This window comes from Streptomyces sp. NPDC029139, assembly GCF_055564335.1.
Genome location: NZ_JBVHWN010000010.1, coordinates 262939 through 284970, shown reverse-complemented (window position 1 = coordinate 284970; position 22032 = coordinate 262939). Strand labels below are relative to the sequence as shown.

General features: G+C 72.2%; 20 protein-coding genes and 1 pseudogene. 9 read left to right on the top strand and 12 right to left on the bottom strand.

Annotated elements, in window-relative coordinates:
* Positions 1-91: 91 nt before the first annotated feature.
* Together ACZ4VW_RS23155 and ACZ4VW_RS23150 are read right to left on the bottom strand one after the other, a co-directional pair.
* Complete coding sequence (locus ACZ4VW_RS23155) at positions 92-1144, bottom strand: Zn-dependent alcohol dehydrogenase (protein ID WP_467965315.1); 1053 nt, start codon at positions 1142-1144, stop codon at positions 92-94.
* Positions 1145-1270: 126 nt separating this feature from the next.
* Entirely contained in the window at positions 1271-2185 is a 915-nt protein-coding gene (locus ACZ4VW_RS23150; RefSeq protein WP_467965313.1) for an SDR family NAD(P)-dependent oxidoreductase, read from the bottom strand.
* Positions 2186-2256: 71 nt separating this feature from the next.
* Between ACZ4VW_RS23150 and ACZ4VW_RS23145 the strand changes: the two genes are divergently transcribed.
* Positions 2257-3225: a cyclase family protein gene (locus ACZ4VW_RS23145; RefSeq protein ID WP_467965311.1), complete on the top strand. Its 969-nt coding sequence runs from the start codon at positions 2257-2259 to the stop codon at positions 3223-3225.
* A gap of 169 nt (positions 3226-3394) precedes the next feature.
* Here the strand turns inward: ACZ4VW_RS23145 and ACZ4VW_RS23140 are convergent, their stop codons facing one another.
* The 4 genes from ACZ4VW_RS23140 to ACZ4VW_RS23125 all read right to left on the bottom strand — a co-directional run bounded on the left by ACZ4VW_RS23140 (position 3395) and on the right by ACZ4VW_RS23125 (position 7438).
* Entirely contained in the window at positions 3395-3850 is a 456-nt protein-coding gene (locus ACZ4VW_RS23140) for an ATP-binding protein (RefSeq protein ID WP_467965309.1), read from the bottom strand.
* A gap of 401 nt (positions 3851-4251) precedes the next feature.
* Positions 4252-5112 carry an acyl-CoA dehydrogenase family protein gene (locus ACZ4VW_RS23135; protein WP_467965332.1) on the bottom strand — a complete coding sequence of 287 codons (861 nt, stop codon included), beginning with the start codon at positions 5110-5112 and terminating at the stop codon, positions 4252-4254.
* Between the two features lie 8 nt (positions 5113-5120).
* On the bottom strand, positions 5121-6248 hold the full coding sequence (locus tag ACZ4VW_RS23130) for an acyl-CoA dehydrogenase family protein (protein WP_467965307.1): 1128 nt from the start codon (positions 6246-6248) through the stop codon (positions 5121-5123).
* On the bottom strand, positions 6248-7438 hold the full coding sequence (locus tag ACZ4VW_RS23125; protein WP_467965305.1) for an amidohydrolase family protein: 1191 nt from the start codon (positions 7436-7438) through the stop codon (positions 6248-6250). Before ACZ4VW_RS23125 ends, ACZ4VW_RS23130 begins: the two co-directional genes overlap by 1 nt.
* Positions 7439-7589: 151 nt before the next feature.
* On the opposite strand from ACZ4VW_RS23125, the gene ACZ4VW_RS23120 reads away from it, so the two are divergent.
* Positions 7590-9143, top strand: coding sequence for a class I adenylate-forming enzyme family protein (locus tag ACZ4VW_RS23120; protein ID WP_467965303.1), 1554 nt, complete (start codon positions 7590-7592; stop codon positions 9141-9143).
* Between the two features lie 18 nt (positions 9144-9161).
* Here the strand turns inward: ACZ4VW_RS23120 and ACZ4VW_RS23115 are convergent, their stop codons facing one another.
* Entirely contained in the window at positions 9162-9689 is a 528-nt protein-coding gene (locus tag ACZ4VW_RS23115; RefSeq protein WP_467965330.1) for an EF-hand domain-containing protein, read from the bottom strand.
* Between the two features lie 126 nt (positions 9690-9815).
* Positions 9816-10181: pseudogene (locus ACZ4VW_RS23110) on the bottom strand (STAS domain-containing protein); the annotation flags it as partial.
* Positions 10182-10381: 200 nt separating this feature from the next.
* Between ACZ4VW_RS23110 and ACZ4VW_RS23105 the strand changes: the two are divergent.
* Both ACZ4VW_RS23105 and ACZ4VW_RS23100 read left to right on the top strand, forming a co-directional pair.
* Positions 10382-10942 (top strand): sigma-70 family RNA polymerase sigma factor, encoded by a 561-nt coding sequence (locus ACZ4VW_RS23105; RefSeq protein WP_355104820.1) that lies wholly within the window; start codon positions 10382-10384, stop codon positions 10940-10942.
* Positions 10939-12201, top strand: a complete 1263-nt coding sequence (locus tag ACZ4VW_RS23100; RefSeq protein WP_467965300.1) for a zf-HC2 domain-containing protein — start codon at positions 10939-10941, stop codon at positions 12199-12201. The genes ACZ4VW_RS23105 and ACZ4VW_RS23100 overlap by 4 nt, the downstream gene beginning before the upstream one ends.
* A gap of 7 nt (positions 12202-12208) precedes the next feature.
* Here ACZ4VW_RS23100 and purU read toward each other — a convergent pair whose 3' ends face one another.
* Complete coding sequence (purU, locus tag ACZ4VW_RS23095; protein WP_467965298.1) at positions 12209-13060, bottom strand: formyltetrahydrofolate deformylase; 852 nt, start codon at positions 13058-13060, stop codon at positions 12209-12211.
* A gap of 46 nt (positions 13061-13106) precedes the next feature.
* Complete coding sequence (locus ACZ4VW_RS23090) at positions 13107-13553, bottom strand: SCO4402 family protein (protein WP_158994551.1); 447 nt, start codon at positions 13551-13553, stop codon at positions 13107-13109.
* A 203-nt stretch (positions 13554-13756) separates the two neighbouring features.
* Between ACZ4VW_RS23090 and ACZ4VW_RS23085 the strand changes: the two genes are divergently transcribed.
* Positions 13757-15052: an ABC transporter substrate-binding protein gene (locus ACZ4VW_RS23085; RefSeq protein ID WP_467965296.1), complete on the top strand. Its 1296-nt coding sequence runs from the start codon at positions 13757-13759 to the stop codon at positions 15050-15052.
* A 27-nt stretch (positions 15053-15079) separates the two neighbouring features.
* On the opposite strand, the gene ACZ4VW_RS23080 is transcribed toward ACZ4VW_RS23085, so the two are convergent.
* Both ACZ4VW_RS23080 and ACZ4VW_RS23075 read right to left on the bottom strand, forming a co-directional pair.
* Positions 15080-16588, bottom strand: a complete 1509-nt coding sequence (locus ACZ4VW_RS23080; RefSeq protein WP_467965294.1) for a hypothetical protein — start codon at positions 16586-16588, stop codon at positions 15080-15082.
* A gap of 177 nt (positions 16589-16765) precedes the next feature.
* On the bottom strand, positions 16766-18148 hold the full coding sequence (locus ACZ4VW_RS23075) for a transcriptional regulator (protein ID WP_467965292.1): 1383 nt from the start codon (positions 18146-18148) through the stop codon (positions 16766-16768).
* A gap of 285 nt (positions 18149-18433) precedes the next feature.
* Here ACZ4VW_RS23075 and ACZ4VW_RS23070 point away from each other — a divergent pair, with 285 nt between their 5' ends.
* The 4 genes from ACZ4VW_RS23070 to ACZ4VW_RS23055 all read left to right on the top strand — a co-directional run bounded on the left by ACZ4VW_RS23070 (position 18434) and on the right by ACZ4VW_RS23055 (position 21935).
* The gene (locus ACZ4VW_RS23070; protein WP_467965290.1) at positions 18434-19120 is read left to right on the top strand and encodes a bifunctional DNA primase/polymerase; all 687 of its coding nucleotides are present in this window, start codon (positions 18434-18436) and stop codon (positions 19118-19120) included.
* 69 nt (positions 19121-19189) lie between these two features.
* Positions 19190-20032 carry an ABC transporter ATP-binding protein gene (locus tag ACZ4VW_RS23065; protein WP_467965288.1) on the top strand — a complete coding sequence of 281 codons (843 nt, stop codon included), beginning with the start codon at positions 19190-19192 and terminating at the stop codon, positions 20030-20032.
* Positions 20029-21645, top strand: a complete 1617-nt coding sequence (locus tag ACZ4VW_RS23060; protein ID WP_467965286.1) for a transporter — start codon at positions 20029-20031, stop codon at positions 21643-21645. Before ACZ4VW_RS23065 ends, ACZ4VW_RS23060 begins: the two co-directional genes overlap by 4 nt.
* Complete coding sequence (locus ACZ4VW_RS23055; RefSeq protein ID WP_467965284.1) at positions 21642-21935, top strand: hypothetical protein; 294 nt, start codon at positions 21642-21644, stop codon at positions 21933-21935. The genes ACZ4VW_RS23060 and ACZ4VW_RS23055 overlap by 4 nt, the downstream gene beginning before the upstream one ends.
* The last annotated feature ends 97 nt before the right edge of the window (positions 21936-22032 follow it).

Here is a 22032-nt window from a genome sequence, read left to right as displayed (position 1 = left end):
TCCTCCACACCTACAACCACCACCGCTGCCACACCGCACTCGACGGACACCCACCCATCACCCGCGTCAACAACCCTGCGGGTCAATACACCTAGAAGGTCAGCACGCCGCGCGCGACCTTTCCCCGTTCCGCGTCCTCGGCCGCCCGCGCGAACTCCTCCACCGGGTACGTGGCGGCGACGAGTTCGTCGAGGAGAAGACGGCCCTCGCGGTACAGCTCGGCGTAGAGGGCGATGTCCTTCTGGGGACGGGAGGAGCCGTACCGGCAGCCGAGGATCGACTTGTCCAGGAACATCGCGGCGGGCGGGAAGCTCGCCTCGGCGGTGGGCGCGGTCATGCCCAGCAGGATCGCCTGGCCGTGCCGGTCGAGCAGGTCGATCGCGGTGCGGACGAGGCCGGTGTGCCCGACGCATTCGAAGACGTGGTCGGCGCCGGTGGGGAGGATGTCCCGGACGCCGTCGGTGGAGTCGAGGAAGTGGGTGGCCCCGAAGCGGAGGGCGGTCTCTTCCTTGGCCGGGTTGGTGTCGACGGCGACGATCGTGAGCGCGCCGGCGATACGGGCGCCCTGGAGGACGTTGAGGCCGATACCGCCGGTGCCGATGACGACGACGGTCTCGCCGCGGTCGACCTTGGCGCGGTTGAGGACGGCGCCGACGCCGGTGAGGACGCCGCAGCCCATGAGGGCGGCGGAGGTGAGCGGGATGTCCCGCGGGATCCTCACGGCCTGGACGGCCTTGACGACGGTCCGCTCGGCGAAGGAGGAGTTGGAGGCGAACTGGAACAGGGGCCGGCCGTCGGCGCGGGAGAACGGCTGCTGGGGCCTGCCGATCGCCTTGCGGCACATGGTGGGCCGGCCTCGGTCGCAGTCCGGGCAGGCGCCGCAGTTGGCGAGGGTGGACAGGGCGACGTGGTCGCCGGGGGCGACATGGGTGACACCGGGCCCGACGGCCTCGACGACACCGGCGCCCTCGTGGCCGAGGACGACGGGGGCGGGGAAGGGGATGGTCCCGTCGATGACGGAGAGATCACTGTGACAGAGACCGGCGGCGACGACGCGCACGAGCACGTCCCCGGCCCCGGGCTCGCGTACGACCAGGTCGTCGACGACCTGGACTTCCTTGCCGTCGAACACGACTCCACGCATGGACGTCCCTTCCTCTCGGGGGTGAAGGCGTCTCCCTCACCCCACTCCGTCGTGGGCATTCGTCCGCTGGGGCGGAACGGGTGGGCACAACCATGTGGAGGGAGGGGCCCCGCCCCCGCGCACGCGCTACCCGTTCGGCCTGGCTCCCTCCGCCGCCGCCTTCGCCATCTCCTCCAGCCGCGCCAGCATCGGCATCGGGTCCGTCCCCACCGTCCCCGGCAGGAAGTCCGCGATCCGTTCCGGTGTCCACGCGCCGCCCTCCGCGTACCCCGCCCGCAGCTCCCTCGGCTGGGCCCACACCGCGATCTTGGGGCCCGCGATCGTGTACACCTGACCGGTGATCCCCTCCGCGCGGGCCCGCTCCGACAGCAGGTAGACGACCAGCGCCGCCACGTCCTCCGGCTCGCCGATCTCCTTCAGCTCCATCGGCACGTTCGCCGACATCCGGGTCCGCGCCACCGGCGCCACCGCGTTCGCCGTGACCCCGTACTTGTGCAGCCCGAGCGCGGCGCTCCGCACCAGCGAGATGATTCCGCCCTTGGCCGCCGAGTAGTTCGCCTGCGCCACGGATCCCTGGTGGTTGCCGCTCGTGAAGCCGATCAGCGTTCCACCGCCCTGCTTCCGCATCACCGCCGACGCCGCCCGGAAGACGGTGAACGTGCCCTTCAGATGCGTCGCGACGACCGGGTCCCACTCCTCCTCGGACATGTTGAAGAGCATCCGCTCGCGCAGGATCCCCGCCACGCACACGACCCCGTCGATCCGCCCGTACTCCGCCACCGCCACGTCCACGATCCGCCGGCCGCCCGCCATCGTGGAGATGTCGTCGGCGACGGCGACCGCCGAGCCCCCCGCCGCCTCGATCTCCTTCACCACGGCCTGCGCGACCTCGGACGTCGGCTCCCCGCCCTCGATGGAGACCCCGTAGTCGTTGACGACGACCTTCGCCCCCTCCGCCGCGCACGCGAGGGCGACCGCCCGGCCGATCCCCCGCCCCGCTCCCGTCACGGCGACGACCTTGCCTGCCAAGAAGTTCCCCATGCCCGGCCCCTTCCCGCATTTTCTGACGGTCCGTTAGATTCGTGCGTCGACAGGATTCTACGGTCCGTCAGATGCCGGAGAACAAGACCCGGGAGGTCCCGATGTCAGATCCCGCCCCGCTTCCCGCCGCCTTCCACGACATCGCCGAGCGCGTCAACAACTGGGGACGTTGGGGCCGGGACGACGAGATCGGCACCCTCAACCTGATCACCGACGAGGTCGTACGGGAGGCCGTGGCGACCGTCCGCTCCGGCCACCGCGTCCCGCTCGCCCTGGACCTCAAGCAGGACGGCATACAGACCGGCATGATCCCGGGCCGGGTCAACCCGCTCCACGTCATGGTCCAGATCAACCAGGAGCTCTTCGGCCCCGGCACGGTCGCCACCAGCGACGACGCCGTGACCTTCGGCCTTCAGGCCGCCACCCACTGGGACGCGCTCACCCACGTCTCGCACTCCGGCCGGATCTACAACGGCCGGCCGGCCGCCACGATCACCCCGCACGGCCGCTCGGAGTTCAGCGGCATCCACACCGCCCGCCACATCGTCAGCCGTGGCGTCCTGCTCGACGTGGCCGCCGCCAAGGGCCTGGAGCAGCTGCCCGGCGACCACGCCGTGACCCCGGAAGACCTCGACGAGGCCGCGGAATTCGGCCGTGTCACCGTCCGGGCCGGCGACATCGTTCTCGTACGGACGGGGCAGGTGCGGCAGTACCTGGCGGGGGACAGGCACGCGTACGCGTTCCCCTCCCCCGGGCTCTCGATCCGTACGCCCGAGTGGTTCCACGCCCGCGACGTCGCCGCCGTCGCCAACGACACGCTCACCTTCGAGATCTTTCCGCCCGAGATCGACAACCTCTGGCTGCCCGTGCACGCGCTCGACCTCGTCGAGATGGGCATGTTCCAGGGACAGAACTGGAATCTGGAAAGTCTGTCCACAGCCTGTGCACAGAGCGGGCGGTACGCCTTCCTGCTCTCCGCGATGCCCGAACCCTTCGTGGGGGCCACGGGCACACCGGTGGCTCCGGTGGCGATCCTCTGACGCTCGGCCGACCTGTGAACTCCGGGCGGCGGCGCACCCGCACGCGCCCCGAGCACGGCACGGCTCCGCCACCGCCCCGGACACGACCCGCACTCGTCGAGGGCTCGCGCCCTCGCCGTCCCCTCGCGACGAATCGCTCACCCCAGGGTGAACAAAACGCCACGAATCGTCAACAGGGCACCGAGGCCGTGGGGGTGGACACCGACGCCTGGGACGTCGTCGGCGCCCCCCGGTCCACCTCGCACCAGATGCTCTTGCCGGCGCCCTCGGGCTGCCAGCCCCACCGGTCCGCCAGGCCGGACACCAGCTCCAGGCCGCGCCCGTTGGTGTCCTCACCGGCCGCGTGCCGCGGCCGCGGCGGCCGGGCGCTCGTGTCGGCGACCTCCACCCGGACCGTCCCGGTCCCCTGGCAGTCCGCGCCGAACAACATCCGCAGCACGGCCGGGCAGCCGGTGTGCACCACGGCGTTGGTCACGAGTTCGGAGATGAGCAGCACCAGCGTCTCGGCCAGCGGCTCGTCATCCCCTATGCCCGATCCGGCGAGCCTCGAACGCGCCCATCGCCTGGCGCGTCCCACCTCCGCCGGGTCCGGCCCGACCTCCAACTGAACCTGAAGCACCTGCACCGCTCACACCATCCGAACCGGCGGACACATCGCCTCGCGCCTCACAGCCATCGACGTCCTTACGGACCGTGATTCCCTTGTGAGACAGCATGGTTGACGTACAGTCACCGCAACAAGCGCTTCGGGCATATTCCAGCGCGAAGGAGTACGCATGGTCCATACTGTGCGACGCACGCTGCGGAGAGTCGAACAGGAGGGCGTCCAGCGCCTCCACGGGGTACGAGCGGCGGGCATCGCCGGATCCGGAGCCGCCGTATCGACGGCACCGGGACGATCCGGGCCCACAAGCACTCGCATCCCACGGAGGGTACCGGAGCGGGGCCCCGACTCCGGGCCGTGACGGACCGGCCGAAGGACACAACCCGATATCGACGCTCCGTGAGCGCCCGGGCACCCGTGGCCTACAGGGCGGCCGCCTCCACCTCCGCCGCCCGGACCCGCGAAAGCCCGCGCTCGGCCCGCACCCAGGCCCGTTTCAGGTGCAGATGCACGTCGGCCTCCCAGGTGAAGCCCATGCCGCCGTACACCTGGAGACAGTCCCGCGCGCACGCGACGGCCGCCTCGTCGGCGAGCAGTTTCGCCCCGGCGATCTCGACCGGGTCTCCGGTCACGGCCGCGGCGTAGACGGCGACGCGGGCGACTTCCGTTCGTACGAGCATCTCGGCACACAGGTGCTTGACGGCCTGGAACGACCCGATGGCCGTCCCGAACTGCTCCCGCGTACGGGCATGAGAGGCCGCCATCTCGGTGGTACGAGCGGCACTGCCGAGCTGCTCGGCCGCGGTGAGCAGAATCCCCGCCCCCACTCCGGCTCCCCGACGCCCCGGCACCCGGTGCAAGGGCGTCAGCGGATCGACCGACCGCATGGCCACCGCCCCCACGACGTCCCCGAGGACCACGTCCGCCTCGTCCAGCCACTCCACCAACGCCCCGTCGACCGCCGTGACGACGACCTCGCCCCCGGCGGCACCCGGGACGCCGCCCGCCGCCAGATGCGTGGCGATCAACGGTCCGGGCAGCAGCACCCGCCCCGCCTCCTCGAAGACCAGCACCGCCTCCGGCAGGCCAAGACCCACACCCCCCTCCGCCTCCGGCAGCCGCAGCGCGAAGAAGCCCGCGGCGCCCAGCTCGCGCCAGAGCCCCCGGTCCAGTGCGCCCCCCTCTATCGCCGCGCGGAGCGCGTCCCGGCCGAACCGCCCCTCCAGCAGCTCCCGCACGCCCGCCTTCAACGCCTTCTGGTCGTCCGTCAGCCGGAAGTCCACGACCGGTCTCACCGCCCCTTCGGCAGGCCGAGTATCCGCTCGGCGACGATGTTGCGCTGGATCTGGCTCGTCCCCGCCGCGATCGTGTACGAGAGCGAGGACAGCCGGTCGAGCGTCCACTCCCGGCCCAGATCCAGCGCCTCCGGCCCCAGCACCTCCGCCACCGCCTCGTACAGTTCCTGCCGGGCGTGCGAGTACCGCAGCTTGAAGACCGAACCCCCCACACCGGGAAGCCCCGCCGCCGCCTCGCTCACGTTCCACTGGGTCAGCCGCCACAGCGCCCTGAACTCCGCGCCCAGCCGCCCCAGACGGCGCCGTACGCCCACGTCGTCCCACGTGCCGTTCTTCCGCGCCGCCCCCGCGAGTTCACCCAGCACGCGCCGGCACGCCACGACCTCGCCCACGAACGCCGTCCCCCGCTCGAACGACAGGGTCACCATCGTCACGCGCCAGCCGTCGTTCTCCTCGCCCACCCGGTGGGCGACGGGCACCCGGACCTCGTCCAGGAACATCTCCGCGAACTCCGTCGACCCGGCGAGCGTCCGCAGCGGCCGTACGGTGATCCCGGGCGCGTCCATCGGCATCGCGAGCCAGGTGATCCCCCGGTGCTTCGGGCCGGACGCGTCCGTCCGGACGAGCAGCTCGCACCAGTCGGCGACCTCGGCGTGCGAGGTCCAGATCTTCGAGCCGGTGACGACGTACGCGTCCCCGTCCCGGACCGCCCGCGTCCGCAGCGACGCCAGGTCGGAGCCGGCGTCCGGCTCGCTGAAGCCCTGGCACCACACCTCGTCGCCGCGCAGCACCGGCGGCAGCCAGCGCTCGCGCTGTTCGTCCGTGCCCTCCGCGGCGATGGTCGGCCCGGCGTGGAGCAGCCCGACGAAGTTCGCCCCGACGTAGGGCGCCCCGGCGCGCTCGGTCTCTTCCAGGAAGATCAGCCGCTGGGACGGCGAGCCGCCCCAGTGCACGTCCGCGTAGCCCGCGTCGTACAGCCGCCGCTGCCAGCCGCAGTCGTACGCCCGCCGCCCCGGCCAGTCCAGCGGGTCGGGCTTCGGCGGCAGCGTCGGCAGGACGCCCGCGAGCCACGACCTCAGCCCCGCCCGGAACTCCTCCTCCTCCGGACCGTCCGCGAGGTCCATCAGACGATGCCCAGGTCGAGCATGCGGATGGCGTTGCCGCGCATCAGCTTGTAGACCGTCTCGTCGTCGAGGCCCCGGACGTGGTCGAGGGCGACCATCTTGGTGTGCGGGAAGGTGGAGTCGACGTGCGGGTAGTCGGTCTCGAAGGTGGCGTTGTCCCGGCCCACCACGTCCAGCGAGGCGATGCCGTGCTTGTCGCGGAAGAAGCAGCAGAAGATCTGCCGGTAGTAGTACGTGGACGGTGGCTCGGGGATCAGGTCGCGGACGCCGCCCCAGGCACGGTGCTCCTCCCACACGTCGTCGGCGCGTTCGAGGGCGTACGGGATCCACCCCATCTGGCCCTCGCTGTACGCGAGCTTCAGTCTCGGGAACTTCACCAGGACGCCGCTGAAGAGGAAGTCCATCATCGAGGCCATCGCGTTGTTGAAGCTGAGCGCGGCCTGGACGGCGGGCGGCGCGTCCGGGGAGGCGGCCGGCATCTGGCTGCTGGAGCCGATGTGCATGTTGACGACCGTGCCCGTCTCCTGGCAGACCGCGAAGAAGGGGTCCCAGTGGCCGGAGTGGATCGAGGGGAGGCCGAGGTGCGTCGGGATCTCCGAGAAGGTCACGGCCTTCACGCCCCGGGCCGCGTTCCGGCGGATCTCCGCGACCGCCAGGCCGATGTCCCAGAGCGGGATGATGCAGAGCGGGATGAGCCGGCCGCCGCTGTCGCCGCACCACTCCTCGACCATCCAGTCGTTGTAGGCGCGGACGCAGGCGAGGGCGACCTCCTTGTCCTTGGCCTCGGCGAAGGTCTGGCCGCAGAAGCGCGGGAAGGTGGGGAAGCAGAGGGAGCCCTCGACGTGGTTGAGGTCCATGTCGGCGAGGCGCGCCTTCGGGTCCCAGCAGCCGCGGCGCATCTCCGCACGGGTGATGCCCTCCAGGGTCATCTCGTCACGGTCGAAGCCCACGGCGGCGATGTTGCGCTTGTACGGGAACTGCAGGTCCTCGTAGATCCACCAGTCGGTCGGCGGGCCGTCCGGGTCCATCGTGATCCGGTACTTCCCGCCGACGTAGGCGAGCTCCCCGATGCCGGCCGTCAGGGGCTGGGGGCCGCGGTCGCGGTACTTGGCGGGGAGCCAGGTCTCGAAGAGGTGGGCCGGCTCGATCACGTGGTCGTCGACGCTGATGATCCGCGGAAGTTCCGTCATGAGACCCTCTCCCATTCCGAGGCCGTTTCTGATGCCCCGTCAGATTTAGACGGGACTCAGGTTAGCCCCGCACCCCTGGACCGACAAGCGGCGGACCTCTACGCTCTCCCCTCGATCTGACTGACCGTCAGCTAAGGGGATCGTCGTGACCGTGACCGACACCGCACACGCCCTCGGCGCCTCCCGCACCCTCTGGGAGCTCGTCGAGCGCCGCGCCGCCCTCACGCCCGACCGGCCCGTCCTCCTTCAGGGGGACAGGACCCTCACCTTCGGCGGGCTGCGCGAGCGCGCCGAGCGGTGCGCCGCCGGCCTGTACGGGAGGGGGGTGCGGCCCGGCACCGTGGTGGCGTGGCAGCTGCCCACCCGGATCGAGACCGCCGTCCTCTCCTTCGCCCTCGCCCGCATCGGCGCCGTGCAGTCCCCCGTCATCCCCTTCTACCGGGACCGCGAGGTCGGCTTCGCGCTGCGCGAGTCCAAGGCCGACTTCTTCGCCGTGCCCGGCACGTGGCGCGGCTTCGACCACACGGAGATGGCGCGGCGGCTCGGGGCGCGCGGAATCTTCGAGGCGTACGACTCCCTGCCCGACGGCGACCCGGCCGTCCTGCCGCCGCCGCCCGCCTCCGGCACCGACGTGCGGTGGATCTACTGGACCTCCGGGACCACCTCCGACCCCAAGGGCGTCCTGCACACCGACCGCTCCCTCATCGCGGGCGGCTCCTGCCTCGCCCACGCGCTGCGTCCGACCGAGGACGACATCGGCTCGATGGCCTTCCCCTACGCGCACATCGCGGGACCCGACTACACGGTGATGCTCCTGCTGTACGGATTCCCCGCGGTGATGTTCGAGCAGTTCGCACTGCCCGACGCGCTGGCGGAGTACCGCCGTCACGGCGTGACGGTCGCCGGCGGATCCACCGCCTTCTACTCGATGTTCCTGGCCGAGCAGCGCAAGCTCCCGCCCGGCCGGAAGCTGATACCGAGCCTGCGGCTGCTCGCGGGCGGCGGAGCCCCGAAGCCGCCGGAGATCTACCACGCGGTGGTGCGGGAGCTGGGCTGCCGGCTCACCCACGGCTACGGGATGACCGAGGTGCCCATGATCACGATGGGTTCACCGGACGACTCCGACGAGAACCTGGCGACGACGGAGGGCCGGCCGCCCGGGGGCATGGAGATACGGATCGCCGACGACGGTTCCGGGAGCGGCGAGGTGCGGCTCAGGGGCGAGGCGGTCTGCCAGGGCTATCTCGACCCGGCGCAGACGGCCGCGGCCTTCGACGCGGACGGCTTTCTCCTCACCGGCGACGTGGGGCGGCTGACTCCGAGCGGCCATCTCGTCCTCACCGGCCGGATCAAGGACGTCATCATCCGCAAGGGCGAGAACATCTCGGCCAAGGAGATCGAGGACCTCCTGCACCAGCACCCCGCGGTCGGCGACGCGGCGGTCATCGGCCTTCCCGACGCCGAGCGCGGCGAACGCGTCTGCGCGGTGATCGAGCAGCCGCCGGGCGCCGTGCCCCTGACCCTCCGCACGGTCACCGACTTCCTGCGGGCCGCGGGCCTCTCCGTCCACAAGCTGCCCGAGCAGCTGGAGGTCGTGGAGGCCCTGCCGCGCAACGAGACCCTGCGGAAGGTCCTGAAGTACAAGCTCCGGGAGCGGTACGGCGCGGACACCCCGGACACCTCGAACGCTTCGGACACCCCCTGAGGGCGCGGGCCCTCGGGGTCAGTCCCAGAGCCGGGCGAAGGCCGCCACGGCCGCGTCCTCGGAGACCCGGCCCGAGGAGGCGGTCGGCAGGGTGCGGGCGCCGAGCGCGGCCGGAACGGGGGCGATGCCGAGCGCGAGCAGGGCGCGCTCGATCTCGGCGGGGGTCGCGGCGATGGCGAGGGCGGCGCGCAGGAAGGGCCGGGCGATCTCGGCGAAGCGGTCGGGGTGGTCGTGCAGCCGCTTCACCGCTCCCCCGACGAACTCCTCGCGGCTGACCCGCTGGTCGCCGTCGACATCGGCGATCCCGGCCATGCCCTGCCAGAACGCCTCGGCGCCGTGGCACAGCGCCTGCCCCTCGTCGGAGCGGTACGGGACCCGGAACTCCGTCAGGAGTCGCTTCGCCGCCGTGGTGAAGTCCTCGCGCGAGATCGTCCCGTCGCCGTCCTGGTCGAACGCGGCGAACCGGGAGGCGATCCGGCGCTGGTAGAGCTGTCCTGGGTCCTGATCCTGGACCTCGTCCTGGTCACGATCCTGCTCGGCTTCCATGGGCTCCATGTGCGGAGAGTACGACGAGGAAGGGGCTTATGCCGAGAGGGGCCGCGGTGTCTCCCTCCGCGAGCGGAGCGGCTGGGCGGGAACGGACGTGGTCTGCCCGACGAGGGAGTCCACGGGAAGCGGCCGTGCCCGTTCGTCGACCGCGTCGGTGGCGTCCGCGTACACCTCGAAGAGCCGGCGGACGCCGAGCGCGGCGAGGACGCGGTTGACGTGGGAGCCCTCCAGCGCGCCGCGCGCGGGCAGCACGACCCGCAGCCGTCCGCCGCAGGAGCGCATCAGGCGGCGCGAGGCGATCAGTACGCCCACCCCGCTGGAGTCGCAGAACAGCACGCCCGACAGGTCGAGCACCACATCGTGGCGGCCGCCGGCGACGGCGTCGTGGACTCGTCTGCGGACCAGAGGTGAGGTCACCAGATCCATTTCGCCCTGGATGTGCAGCACGGTCCAGGGGTCCCGCTCGTCTTCCTCGACTTGGAGCGTCACGGCTAGTGCCCTTCAAAACGGAGGCAGTGCTTCCTGTCCCCTCCCGCTGCCCCACCACGGCGGAACGAAACTCCCCGTGTGAAAGGTGACGCTTTCTCTACCATGCCCACTCCTCATGGGGGCGCACTTGTCACAAAGGCGGGTGCGCTGTCGACCCGGCGCATTACCGTGGACGACGAACCGGGTTGGGAGGGCTTCGGATGGCGAAGGACACACCACCGCGCTGGGACCGCAGAATGCAGCAGCGGCTGGCACGCGGTGAGGCCGCCGCGCTCGGTGAGCTCTACGACCGGTTCGCCTCCCTGGTCCACAACCTCGCCCACCGCGTGCTCGACGACGACGCCGCCGCCGACCAGGTCACCCGCGAGGTCTTCGGCTACATCTGGGAGAACCCCGACGCGTACGACCCGAAGCAGGGGAACATGCGGGCGTGGGTCGCCGGACTGACGCAGCGACAGGCGGTGCTGCGGCTGCGGCAGTCGGAGGCCGTGGCGTACGCGGAGACGGGCGAGGGTTCGGCGGAGGAGCTGGAGCAGAAGGTGCGCCGGGCCCAGGTCGCCGCCCGCGCCGACTACATCGTGACCGCGATGCCGACGCCCCTGCGCGCCGCGCTGGAGCTGGCGTACTTCCAGCGGCGCGACTACCGCCAGACCGCCGCCGACCTCGGTGTGACGGAGGACGAGGCGCGGCGCCGGCTGCGGCTCGGACTGCAGCTGCTCTCCACGGCGAACACGCGTCCGCTGGACGGGCCCTCGCGGTGAACGAGGCGAACGGCGACCCGGACGAGGTCGCGCGCGCTCCGTGGATACCGGGGCCGCGTGCGGCCGCGGACGACCACGCGGACCTCACGGCCACGGGCTCTCCCGCGCTGCCACCCGTGGAATCCCCACCACCGCCGCCCCCGCCTTTGCCTCCCCCGCCGCCGACGCACGCCGTGCTCAAGTCCCTCCTCGGGGCCTGGGCGCTGTCCGCGTGCTCGGCCGAGGAGACCCAGGCGGTCGAGGACCACCTCACCGTGTGCGCGCCCTGCGCGGACGAGGCGCTGCGGCTGCGGGACGCGGTCGCGCTGCTGCACTCCGAGCGGGACCTGGACCTCGATCCGCTGCTGCGCTCCCGGGTCCTGGAGAACTGTCTGGGCCGGCGCCCCGCCCGTATCCCGGTGCCCGCCTGGGCATCTCCGTACGACGCGGAGACCGCCCGGCTCGACGCGCTGCTGCGGGACATCGGCGAGTCGGAGTGGCACGCGCCGGTGCGGCTGAAGTGGTTCGAGGGCGAGCAGGCGGTGAGCCGCAAGACGACCGTCGCCGGAGTCATCGGGCACCTCCTGAGCGTGGACGGCCTGGTGGCGACGGCGCTCGGCCTGGACGATCCGCTGGGGCCGGCGGGCCGGGACATGTCGCCCGCGGAGCGGACCGACGCGTACTGGCAGGGGTCGTACCATCCACCGACCCGCGGGGTACGTGAGCCCTGGCGCGACCAGAGCCACACCCTGATCCGCACCGTGTCGTTCGCCGGGCGGGGCGTCGCGGACCTGACGGTGACGTACGGCGACTTCGCGCTGCCGATGCGGGACTCGCTCCTGGAGCGGGCCTTCGAGTGCTGGCTGCACGCGGACGACATCGCGAACGCGGTGGCGTATCCCTACGACCCGCCGAGCGGGGCGCATCTGCACGGCATGATCGACCTGGCGGCCCGGCTGCTTCCGGCGGCGCTGGCCGACCGCCGTCGCGCGGGCCTCGCGGCCCCGCCGCGCCATCTGGTCGCGGCGGGCGCCCCCGGCCGCTCGCTCCATCTGGAGGTCGAGGGCTCGGGCGGCGGCCACTGGTACATCGCGCTGGACTCCCCCGCGGCCGTCGGCTCCCCGGACCACGCGGTGGCCCAGGTGGCGATGGACGGCGTCGAGTTCTGCCAGCTCGTGGCGGGGCACGTCCCGCCCGAGGAGGCCGCGGCCGGCCAGGACGGCGACCGCGAGGCGATCAGGGACGTCCTCTTCGCGGCGGCGTCCCTCAGCAGGCTGTGAGACGCGCCTACGTGAAGACGACGGTCCGGCGGCCGTTCAGCAGGATCCTGCGCTCGGCGTGCCACTTCACCGCGCGGGCCAGGGCCTGGCACTCCACGTCGCGGCCGATCGCCACGAGCTGGTCGGGGGTGACCTCGTGGCCCACCCGCTCGACCTCCTGCTCGATGATCGGGCCCTCGTCGAGGTCCGCCGTCACGTAGTGGGCCGTCGCGCCGATCAGCTTCACACCGCGCGCGTGCGCCTGGTGGTAGGGCTTGGCGCCCTTGAAGCTCGGCAGGAAGGAGTGGTGGATGTTGATGATCCGGCCCGACAGCTGCTTGCACAGGTCGTCGGAGAGCACCTGCATGTAGCGGGCGAGGACGACCAGCTCGACGTTCTCCGCACGGACGAGCTCCAGGAGCTCCGCCTCCGCCTCCGCCTTGGTGTCCTTCGTGACCGGAATGTGCCGGAACGGAAGGCCGTACGAGCCCACCAGCTCCTCGAAGTCCGTGTGGTTGGAGACGACCGCGACGATCTCGACCGGCAGGGCCCCGATCCGCGAACGGAAGAGCAGATCGTTCAGGCAGTGGCCGAACTTCGACACCATCAGCACGACGCGCATGCGCTCGTCGGCCCGGTCGATGTGCCAGTCCATCGCGAAGGAGTCACCCACCGCCGCGAAGCTCGCCCGGAGCTTCTCCACGGTCACCGGAGCCTCCGCCGAGAAGTGGACCCGCATGAAGAAGAGGCCGGTGTCCCGGTCCTTGAACTGCTGGCTGTCCTCGATGTTGCATCCCGTGATGAAGAGATAGCTCGACACGGCGTGCACGATGCCCTGTTTGTCCGGGCAGGAGAGCGTGAGGACGTACTGGTCGGTCATCCCCGTAGGGTGCCACACCCCGCCGGACCGGCAGGGCCCCCGTCCGTCAGGCGGACCGCGTCATGATACGGAGCACGTCCAGGGAGCGCGGGGGCGTATCCGGATCCTCTCCGTCCGCCGACGCCATCCGTACGTGCGCCTCCCGGGCGGCCCGCACGGCCTCCGGCCACCCGTGGTGCTCCATGTACGCGGAGAACGGCGCGTCGGGCCCGACCTGGTGCATGATCCGCAGCACCCGGAGCACGGCCACGTCCACCAGTGCGGCCTCGCCGGAGTCGCGGAAGATCGTTCCGACGTACTTCTCGGCGGACCAGTTGTCCAGCCAGGTGTCCTCGACCAGGCGGTAGACGGCGTCGGTGACGTCGCCGTACCCGTCGTGACCGGCCAGCCAGGTCGTCTCGTGGAACCCGGGATCGGAAAGCATGTGCAGCGCCGAGCGCACGTTGCTGCGCCAGCGCCACCACGGCATGTCGTTGAGCGGCATGCCGCCCATGGTGGAGGAGCGACGGCCGCGACGGGAAGAGTTCACCGCACTGGAGACTGGACTGGACACCGTTCGATCGTACGTTCCCCTTCAAGATCGGCGGACCGGGCCCCTTCCCGGCCCATGATCACCCCGGTAATTCACCTTCACGTCACCCAGCGTTGAACCACGCACACTCCCGCGTTACCCGTGAGGCGGAATTGTGCGTGTCCATGACCGGTAGGCGACTGACCTCACTCCTCGCGTATGTCACGACAGCGGCGGCCGGGGCGTCGCTGCTCACCGGATGTGGTGTGCTCCCTGGAACCACGGGGGGATCCAGGGAGCCCGTCACAGTGATGACCTGGGCCCCTGACGGCACCCGCGCCACCAACCAGCCCGGCATGCCCGCCATGGCCCAGGCCTACGCCCGCTGGGCCAACGCCCACGGCGGCATCGACGGCCACGAACTGCGCATCCTCACCTGCAACGAGCAGAACACCTCCGCCGGCGCCGCGACCTGCGCCCGCCGGGCCGTCCGCGAGAAGGTCGTGGCCGTCGTCGGCTCCTACAGCCAGAACGGGCGGGCGTTCATGGCCCCCCTGGAGGCCGCGGGCATCCCGTACATCGGCGGCTACGGCATCTCCGAGGACGAGTTCACCAGCCCGCTCTCCTACCCCGTGAACGGCGGCCAGGCGTCCCTCATGGCCGGCCACGGCATGCAGCTGGCCGAGTCCTGCCGCAAGGTCTCCCTCGTCCGGCCCGACACCCTCGCCGGCGACAAGCTGCCCGACCTCCTCAACTCCGGTCTGCGCAAGAGCCGCCACCTCGGCGCCAGCGACATCCCGGCGCTCGAGGACGCCGCCGAGTACACCCAGCCGGCCGGCCGGGCCCGCGCCAGGGCCGGCCGCGAGGACGGCTGTGTCGCCGCCGTCCTGGGCGAGCGCACCCAGACGTTCTTCGACTCGTTCCGGCGCCTGCCCGAGGACGAGGACTCCGCCACGAGCGAAGCCGGGAGCGACGACGGCGAGAACGGCAAGGCCGTACGCATCTCCTCGGTGCTCGGCAGCGTCAGCCAGCCCGTCATCGACCGGACGGGCGGGGCGCGCAGCCCCTTCGAGGGCGCGTACGTCACCGGCTGGTACCCCGAGGCCAACGACACGCGCTGGGCGCCGATGCGCAAGGTGATCCAGGAGCACGCGTTCGCGGACAACCGCGTCGACCCGGCCGACGCGGGCGTCCAGACGACCTGGATCGCGTACACCGTGCTGCGGCAGGTGATCGAGTCGCTCGACCGCGACACGATCACGGCGGGGGCCGTCTCGCACGCGCTCGACCGCGGGGTCCAGATCGACACCGGCGGCCTCACTCCCCAACTGCGCTGGCGCTACGAGGACATGCTGGGCGCTCCCCGCTTCCCCCGGATCGTCAACCACGAGGTGACGTTCCAAGTGGTCCGCGAGGGGCGGCTCGTGGCGCAGAAGCCCGGATTCGTCGATGTCGGCGAGACCGTGCTCAGCGCCCCGTAAGCCCCGCCCGCGGCCGGACCGGGCCGCTCAGAGCTGGGTGGCGGCCCGCTGCGGCAGTCCGTACGTCTTGGCGGTCGGGTTCCACAGCCCGGCCGCCTCGCGCTTGGCGATCGTGGCCTCGCTGCTCTTCTTGCTCGCCTCGACCGTGTGGTTCGTGCTGCGCGCCTTGCCGCCCTTGCACGCCTTCTTGCCCTTCATCTGGTCGGCCCAGGCGGCGTAGTGGTCGTCGGCGGACGCCGAGGCCTGCCACGCCTTGGTGAGGGCGGCGGTCAGGGCGGCGTTGCTCGGCAGCTTGTCGACCGTCAGCGTCTGCAGCCGGGTCACCAGATCCCGGCGCTGCTGCGCGGCGCCCCGCAGATCGGTCGCGGCCTGGTCGAGGTTCTTGCACTGCTTGATGGCCTCGACCGAACGGATCACCGCGTCGCGGCTGTTGTTGCTGTCCGCGAGCAGCTTGTCGAGCGCCTTGGCCTGCGGCTCGGCGGGGTCGGCGGGCTTCTCCGTCGTATCGGTGGACGGGGCCCCGGAAGTGGCGACCACGCTCTGGCCGGGGTTCTTGTCCTTGCCCTTGTCCTCGTCCCCGCCGCTGAGCAGCGCGCCCGCGCCGAGGCCGACGACCGCGCAGCCGACCACGACGGCGGCGATGAGGGCGACGGGCGACTTGCGGCGCGGCTCGGGCTCGTCGTCGTACCCGTCCTGGTACCCGTCCTGCTGGTAGGCGCCCTGGAAGGGGGACGGCGGCGGCTGGTGGAACTGCTGCTGCGGCGGCTGCGGGCTGTACGGCTGCTGCCCCCGGGGCGCCTGCGCGTGCGGCTGCGGTGGCTGCGGCAGGTGCTGCGTCGCGTCACTGCGGAAGAGGTTGTCGAACTCGGCGGGAGGCTGCCGCTCGCCGGGCGCCTGCGACGGCACGGGAGCGATGTACTGGGTCGCGTCGGACGCGCCGGCCGGCTGTCCGGGCCCGCCCGGCTGCTGGTGCAGCGGGCCGGTGCCGAGGAACTGGGTGCTCGCGCCCCCGTCGCCCTGGGCCGCGACCGGCGGGATGTGCTGGGTCGCCTGCAGGTCCGCGGCGCTTTGCCCGGCGGCGGGCGGCGGAAAGCCGTAGCCCCCCTGGGCGGCGGCCGGCGGCGGGTATCCGTAACCGCCCTGGGCGGCGGCCGGCGGCGGGAAGCCGTAGCCCCCCGGGCTCTGCTGCGCGGGGTGCGCGCCCGGTATGTTCCCGGGCGCCCCCGGCATCGGGCCCGGCATGGGTCCCGGCCCGGCGCCCGGCGCGCCCTGCTGCGGCACCGGCGCGATGTACTGCGTCGCCTGCATGTCCGCGGCTCCGCCCGGCACGGCCTCGGGCGGCAGCGGCTGGGCCGGCGGGAGCGGCTGCCCCTGCGGCGCCCCGCCGGGGCCCCAGGCGCCGCCCCACGGCTGCCCCCCGGCCGGGCCTGCGCCCGGGCCGGTCTGCTCGCCGCCCTCGGCGGGCAGCACGACACCTTCGTGCGTGGGCCGTACCGCCGGATACTGCGGCTCCGGACCCTGTCCGCTTTGCGTCACCGGGACTCCTACTGATGGACCTACGGAATCGTCGGTTCACGCTACCGGGTACGTCCGGCGCCGCGCACACACGTGTGAGACCGGTAACAGACCTACGACAACTCCCTCGGCAACTGCCGTGTTGAGAAGGCCGATCGACCCGGCGCCGCGTCGCCCGGTGACCCCGGTCACACGGTGTCAGGCCGCGAGCAGATCCACCCGCGCCCCGAACTCCCGCACCGCCGGCTCCGCCGCGTACGGCTCCAGTCGCTCCTTGAGGTCGTCCAGGTACTCCGCCCCGCGTGAGGAGCGCAGCGTGGCCAGGAGCTCCAGCGCCTGCGTGCCCGTGTGGCATGCCTGCTCCACCTCGCGCCGCTGCGCCTGCGCCGTCGCGAGCAGCACCAGACCGATCGCCCGGCGGCGGGCCCGCGTCTTCGGGTGGCCGCTCAGCGACTCCTCCGCCGCCCGCGCCGCCGCCTCCGGGCGGCCCAGGTCCCGGTGGCAGTGGGCCAGTTCGTCCGCGAGATACGCGTGGTCGAAGTGCGCGATCCAGTCCGGGTCGTCCCCCGACTCCGGATCGGCCCGCTCCAGAGCCCGTACGGCCCGTCCCGCGACCGCCTCGAAGGAGTGGGCGTCCCCGAGCAGCGCGTGCCCCCGGGCCTCCGCCGCGTAGAACATCGCCTCCGCCCTCGGCGTCACCCGCCCCCGCGCGCCCTCCTGAGCCGCCCGCGCCAGCTGGGCGATCTCCCGCGGGTTCCCGAGCTGCGCGGCCAGATGACTCATGGACGCCGCCAGCACATAGCCGCCGTAACCCCGGTCGCCCGCCGCCTGAGCCAGCCTGAGCGCCTGGATGTAGTACCGCTGGGCGAGCCCCGGCTGACCGGTGTCCACCGCCATGTACCCGGCCAGCTCCGTGAGCCGCGCGACCGCCGCGAACAGCTGCCGCCCCACCGCCTCCCGGTACGAACCCGACAGCATCCCGCCGACCACGCTGTTCAGGTAGTGCACCACCACCGGCCGGACGTGCCCGCTGCCGAACCGCCGGTCGAGCTCGACCAGCGCGCTCGTCATCGACCGGACCGCCTCCACGTCGGAGACCCCCACCCGCGCCCCGGCCGACCGGGCCACCTGCGCGTCCGCGCCCGTGATCAGCCAGTCCCTGCTCGGCTCCACCAGCGCGGAGGCCGCCACCGTCGAACCCGACAGGAAGTCCCGGCGCCCCACGTCGCTGCGCCACAGCTCGCAGACCTGCTCGATCGCTCCGAGCACGGTGGGCGCGAACTGCAGCCCGACACCGGAGGCGAGGTTCTTCCCGTTCGCCATGCCGATCTCGTCGATCGTGACCGTGCGGCCCAGCTTGCGGCCCAGCGCCTCCGCGATGATCCCCGGCGCCCGGCCGCGCGGCTGCTGCCCGCGCAGCCAGCGCGCCACCGACGTCTTGTCGTAGCGCAGATCGAGGCCGCGCTCGGCCCCGACCATGTTCACTCTGCGGGCGAGGCCGGCGTTGGAACACCCGGCCTCCTGGATCAGCGCCTGCAGCCGTTCGTTCGGCTGACGTGCGACGAGTGGCCTGGCTGCCATCACTACAACTACCCCCTGAGGCCGGTGTGCGTTCGATGGAGAACTGATCACTGCCCGGCAAATATCCGGTCAATGCCGATGTGAACACGCGAAACCGGACGCATCGCCCAGCCGTGCGGACCCCGGAACGCGGGCCCGGGACGACACCCCCCGACTGTGGCTACCCACCGGCCGCTTCCCGGCCCCACGCGCGCCCCCACCCGTGCACCCATGCGCCCCGCATGCAGGATCGATGCTCCACACCGCTCTTCACCGCGCCCGTAACCCCAGGTGACGGCGGGAGTTGTGTTCACCGTGGAAGAGACCATCGGAGTCACGGAAGCCGCACACATCCCCCAGCAGCGAGGCGAGCTGCTGCTGGACTGCGCCGTGCGGTACGCGGAAGAGCGGCACTGGGACGTGTTCCCCGGGACCTGGCTGGAAGCCGTGGAGGGTAGGGAGCGCTGCTCCTGCGGCGTCGAGAGCTGCGCCACCCCCGGCGCGCACCCGGCCAGGCCCGACTGGTCGACCCAGGCCACGGGCAGCGCCGTCGGCGCGCGGCGCATGTGGTCGAAGCAGCCCAAGGCGTCGATCCTGCTGCCCACCGGCCGCACCTTCGACGCGATCGACGTGCCCGAGTCGGCGGGCTTCCTGGCGCTGGCCCGGATGGAGCGCATGGAGCTCACGCTCGGCCCGGTGACCTGCACCCCCGACCGCCGGATGCTCTTCTTCGTCCTGCCGGGCGCCGCCACCAAGGTGCCCGACCTGGTCCGCAAGCTCGGCTGGGCCCCCACCTCGATCGACCTGATCACCCGCGGCGAGGGCCACTACGTCGCGGCGCCGCCCACACGCGTCGGCGGGCACGGAGCCGTGCAGTGGGCGCGGCGGCCCACCGCGGCGAACCGCTGGCTGCCGGACGCCGAGGAGCTGATCAGCCCGCTCGCGTACGCGTGCGGGCGGGAGGCGGCCGCGGCCAGGGCCCGTCGCCCCTGAGAGGGGGCTCACCAGGCCCTTAGGGTGTGCTCGTACGAGTTACGGGGACAACCGAAGGGTTGACGGAACATGCCTGACCAGGCATATGACGGAGTGTTCGAACAGGCGGGCAACGCACCGGAGTCGGGTGCGGTGCCCGCCGTTCGCGTCGAGGGGCTGTGGAAGCGCTTCGGGCAGCAGATCGCGGTGAACGGCATCGATCTCGTCCTGCCCGCGGGGAAGTTCATCGGTCTCGTCGGGCCCAACGGCGCCGGCAAGACCACCACGCTCTCCATGATCACCGGCCTGCTGCGCCCCGACCACGGGCGGATCCTCGTGGCCGGTCACGACGTCTGGCGCGATCCGGAGTCGGTGGCCGAGGTCAAGGCCCGAATCGGGATCCTGCCCGAGGGGCTGCGCCTCTTCGAGCGGCTCTCGGGCCGTGAACTCCTCGCGTACAGCGGGCGGCTGCGGGGGCTGCCCGGTGCCGAGGTCGACAAGCGGGCCACCCAGCTGCTCGACGTCCTGGACCTCGCCGGCGCGCAGCACAAGCTGGTCGTGGACTACTCGACCGGTATGCGCAAGAAGATCGGGCTTGCCGCGGCGCTGCTGCACAACCCCGAGGTGCTGTTCCTGGACGAGCCGTTCGAGGGCGTGGACCCGGTGTCCGCGCAGACCATCCGGGGCGTCCTTGAGCGGTACACCGGCTCTGGCGCGACGGTCGTCTTCTCCAGCCATGTGATGGAGCTGGTGGAGTCGCTGTGCGACTGGGTCGCGGTGATGGCCGCCGGCCAGATCCGCGCCCAGGGACCGCTGGCGGAGGTACGGGGCGAGGCACCCTCGCTGCAGGCCGCGTTCCTGGAACTCGTCGGCGCGAACGGCCGGGACGCGGCGGGCGATTCCCTGGACTGGCTCGGAGGTCCGACCCGATGACCACGTCCGCCGCCCCGGCTCCCTCTTCCCTGACCTCGGTCTTCGTACGGCTCAAGCTGTCGCTGCTGCGCAACGGGCTGCGCCAGTCCGCGGGCCGGACCGCCGCGTACATCACCTCCGTCGTCGTCACGGCCCTGTTCGCGGCACTGATGCTGCTCGCCTTCGTCCTGCTGCGGGGCCACGCGGACGCCGACTCGGTCGTGGTCCTGCTGACCGCGGTGCTCGCGCTGGCGTGGACCGTGATGCCGCTGTTCGTGCCGAGCGGGGACGAGACGCTCGACCCCTCCCGGCTCGTGATGCTGCCGCTGCGGCCCCAGCCCCTGGTGCGGGCGCTGCTCGTGGCCTCGCTGGTGGGCATCGGGCCCCTGTTCACGCTGTGCATAGCGCTGGGCGCCTCCCTCGCCCTGGCACGCGGCGCGGCGGGCGTGGTGGCCGCGGTGGTCGCCGTGCCGCTGGTCGTCGTCGTGTGCGTGGCGCTGTCGCGGGCGGTGGCCGCCGCCAACGTACGGCTGCTGACCTCGCGCAAGGGCCGCGACCTGGCCGTCCTGAGCGGTCTGGTGATCGCGGTGGGATTCCAGGTGGTCAACTTCGGCGCGCAGCGGCTCAGTCGGGCCGGTGGTCTGTCCTCCCTCGAACCGGCGGCCGCGGTCACGGGCTGGCTGCCGCCCGCCTCGGCGATCGCCGCGGTGGACTCGGCGAGCGAGGGCGACTACGCGGTGGCGGCGGGCCAACTGCTCCTGACGGTGCTGACCCTGGGGGCGCTGCTGGTGTGGTGGCGGCGGAGCCTGGTCAAGCTGATGACGACGCCGGACGGCTCGACGATCGGCGCCGCGTCCGCGTCGGGCCGGGACCGAGCCGGTACGGGCCTCCTCGGGCGGCTGCTGCCGGGCGGGCGTACGGGCACGGTGATGGAGCGCAGCCTGCGCTACATCTGGCGTGATCCGAAGACGAAGGCGGCGTGGATCACCTCGCTGGCGATCGGCGCCATCGTGCCGATCGTCAACGTGCTCCAGGGCACGGGGTCCGTCTACTGGGCCTGCTTCGCCTCGGGCATGCTCGGCATGCAGATGTACAACCAGTTCGGGCAGGACACCTCGGCGTTCTGGATGGTCGCGCAGACGATCTCGACGCCGGCGGACGCCTACGCCGAGCTGCGGGCGCGCGCCCTGGCGCTGCTGCTGATCACCCTCCCGTTCACGGTCCTGGTGACGGCGGGCACGGCGGCGGTGAGCGGCGACTGGTCGGCGCTGCCGGAGGCGCTGGGCCTGGCCCTCGCGCTGCTCGGCGCGATGATCGCGGTCGGCGCGCTGGCCTCGGCCTCGTTCCCGTACTCGATCCCGCAGGACAGCGCGTACAAGAACGTGGCGCCGGGGCAGGGCGGTCTCGCCTGGATCTCGATCTTCGGCGGGATGATCGGGGCGGCGCTGCTGTGCGCCCCGCTGATCGGGGCGACGATCTACCTCCACCTCGCGGACCAGGAGTCCCTTCTCTGGCTCCTGCTTCCGGTCGGCGCCGCGTACGGCGCGCTGATCACCTGGGCGGGCCTGAAGCTGGCGGCGCCCCGGACCTCGGCCCGGCTGCCGGAGATCCTGGCGGCGGTGAGCAAGGGGTGACGACCGGCTGGAGCGCGGACGAGGAGGAGTACCTCCGGTACCTGGCGGCCGAGCGCCGGGGCTACGCCTGGGTGCTGCGGCGGTACGGCGGCCGGTCACCTCTCCGGGCCGGGGAGGAGGCCGTGGAGTTCTATCCCTACGAGCCTCCGGACGCGCCCTGCCGGGGGCTGGTCTTCCACGACACGGCGTGGCACTGGGCGATGGGCGGCGTCTTCGGCGTCCGGTACGCGGCGGAGCGTCCCGAACTGGCGTGCCCGTCGGAGGAGTACGAGAGGGAGACGGCCCTCTGAGGCCGACGGTCCACTGACCTGGCGTTTTCGCCGAGGCCCCGGGATGGGCTGCCGGAACGGGGGTCTTCCGGTCGAACACGTGCCCGCAGAATTACTC

Bases quoted from the DNA above. Each gene is read 5' to 3' on its own strand.
- ACZ4VW_RS23130 (WP_467965307.1), bottom strand. From the start codon at position 6,248: ATGGACCTCGCGGACGGTCCGGAGGAGGAGGAGTTCCGGGCGGGGCTG.
- ACZ4VW_RS23105 (WP_355104820.1), top strand. From the start codon at position 10,382: ATGGCGAAGGACACACCACCGCGCTGGGACCGCAGAATGCAGCAGCGG.
- ACZ4VW_RS23090 (WP_158994551.1), bottom strand. From the start codon at position 13,553: ATGGGCGGCATGCCGCTCAACGACATGCCGTGGTGGCGCTGGCGCAGC.
- ACZ4VW_RS23145 (WP_467965311.1), top strand. From the start codon at position 2,257: ATGCCGGAGAACAAGACCCGGGAGGTCCCGATGTCAGATCCCGCCCCG.
- ACZ4VW_RS23150 (WP_467965313.1), bottom strand. From the start codon at position 2,185: ATGGGGAACTTCTTGGCAGGCAAGGTCGTCGCCGTGACGGGAGCGGGG.
- ACZ4VW_RS23065 (WP_467965288.1), top strand. From the start codon at position 19,190: ATGCCTGACCAGGCATATGACGGAGTGTTCGAACAGGCGGGCAACGCA.
- ACZ4VW_RS23060 (WP_467965286.1), top strand. From the start codon at position 20,029: ATGACCACGTCCGCCGCCCCGGCTCCCTCTTCCCTGACCTCGGTCTTC.
- purU (WP_467965298.1), bottom strand. From the start codon at position 13,060: ATGACCGACCAGTACGTCCTCACGCTCTCCTGCCCGGACAAACAGGGC.
- ACZ4VW_RS23075 (WP_467965292.1), bottom strand. From the start codon at position 18,148: ATGGCAGCCAGGCCACTCGTCGCACGTCAGCCGAACGAACGGCTGCAG.
- ACZ4VW_RS23155 (WP_467965315.1), bottom strand. From the start codon at position 1,144: ATGCGTGGAGTCGTGTTCGACGGCAAGGAAGTCCAGGTCGTCGACGAC.
- ACZ4VW_RS23115 (WP_467965330.1), bottom strand. From the start codon at position 9,689: ATGGAAGCCGAGCAGGATCGTGACCAGGACGAGGTCCAGGATCAGGAC.
- ACZ4VW_RS23125 (WP_467965305.1), bottom strand. From the start codon at position 7,438: ATGACGGAACTTCCGCGGATCATCAGCGTCGACGACCACGTGATCGAG.
- ACZ4VW_RS23085 (WP_467965296.1), top strand. From the start codon at position 13,757: ATGACCGGTAGGCGACTGACCTCACTCCTCGCGTATGTCACGACAGCG.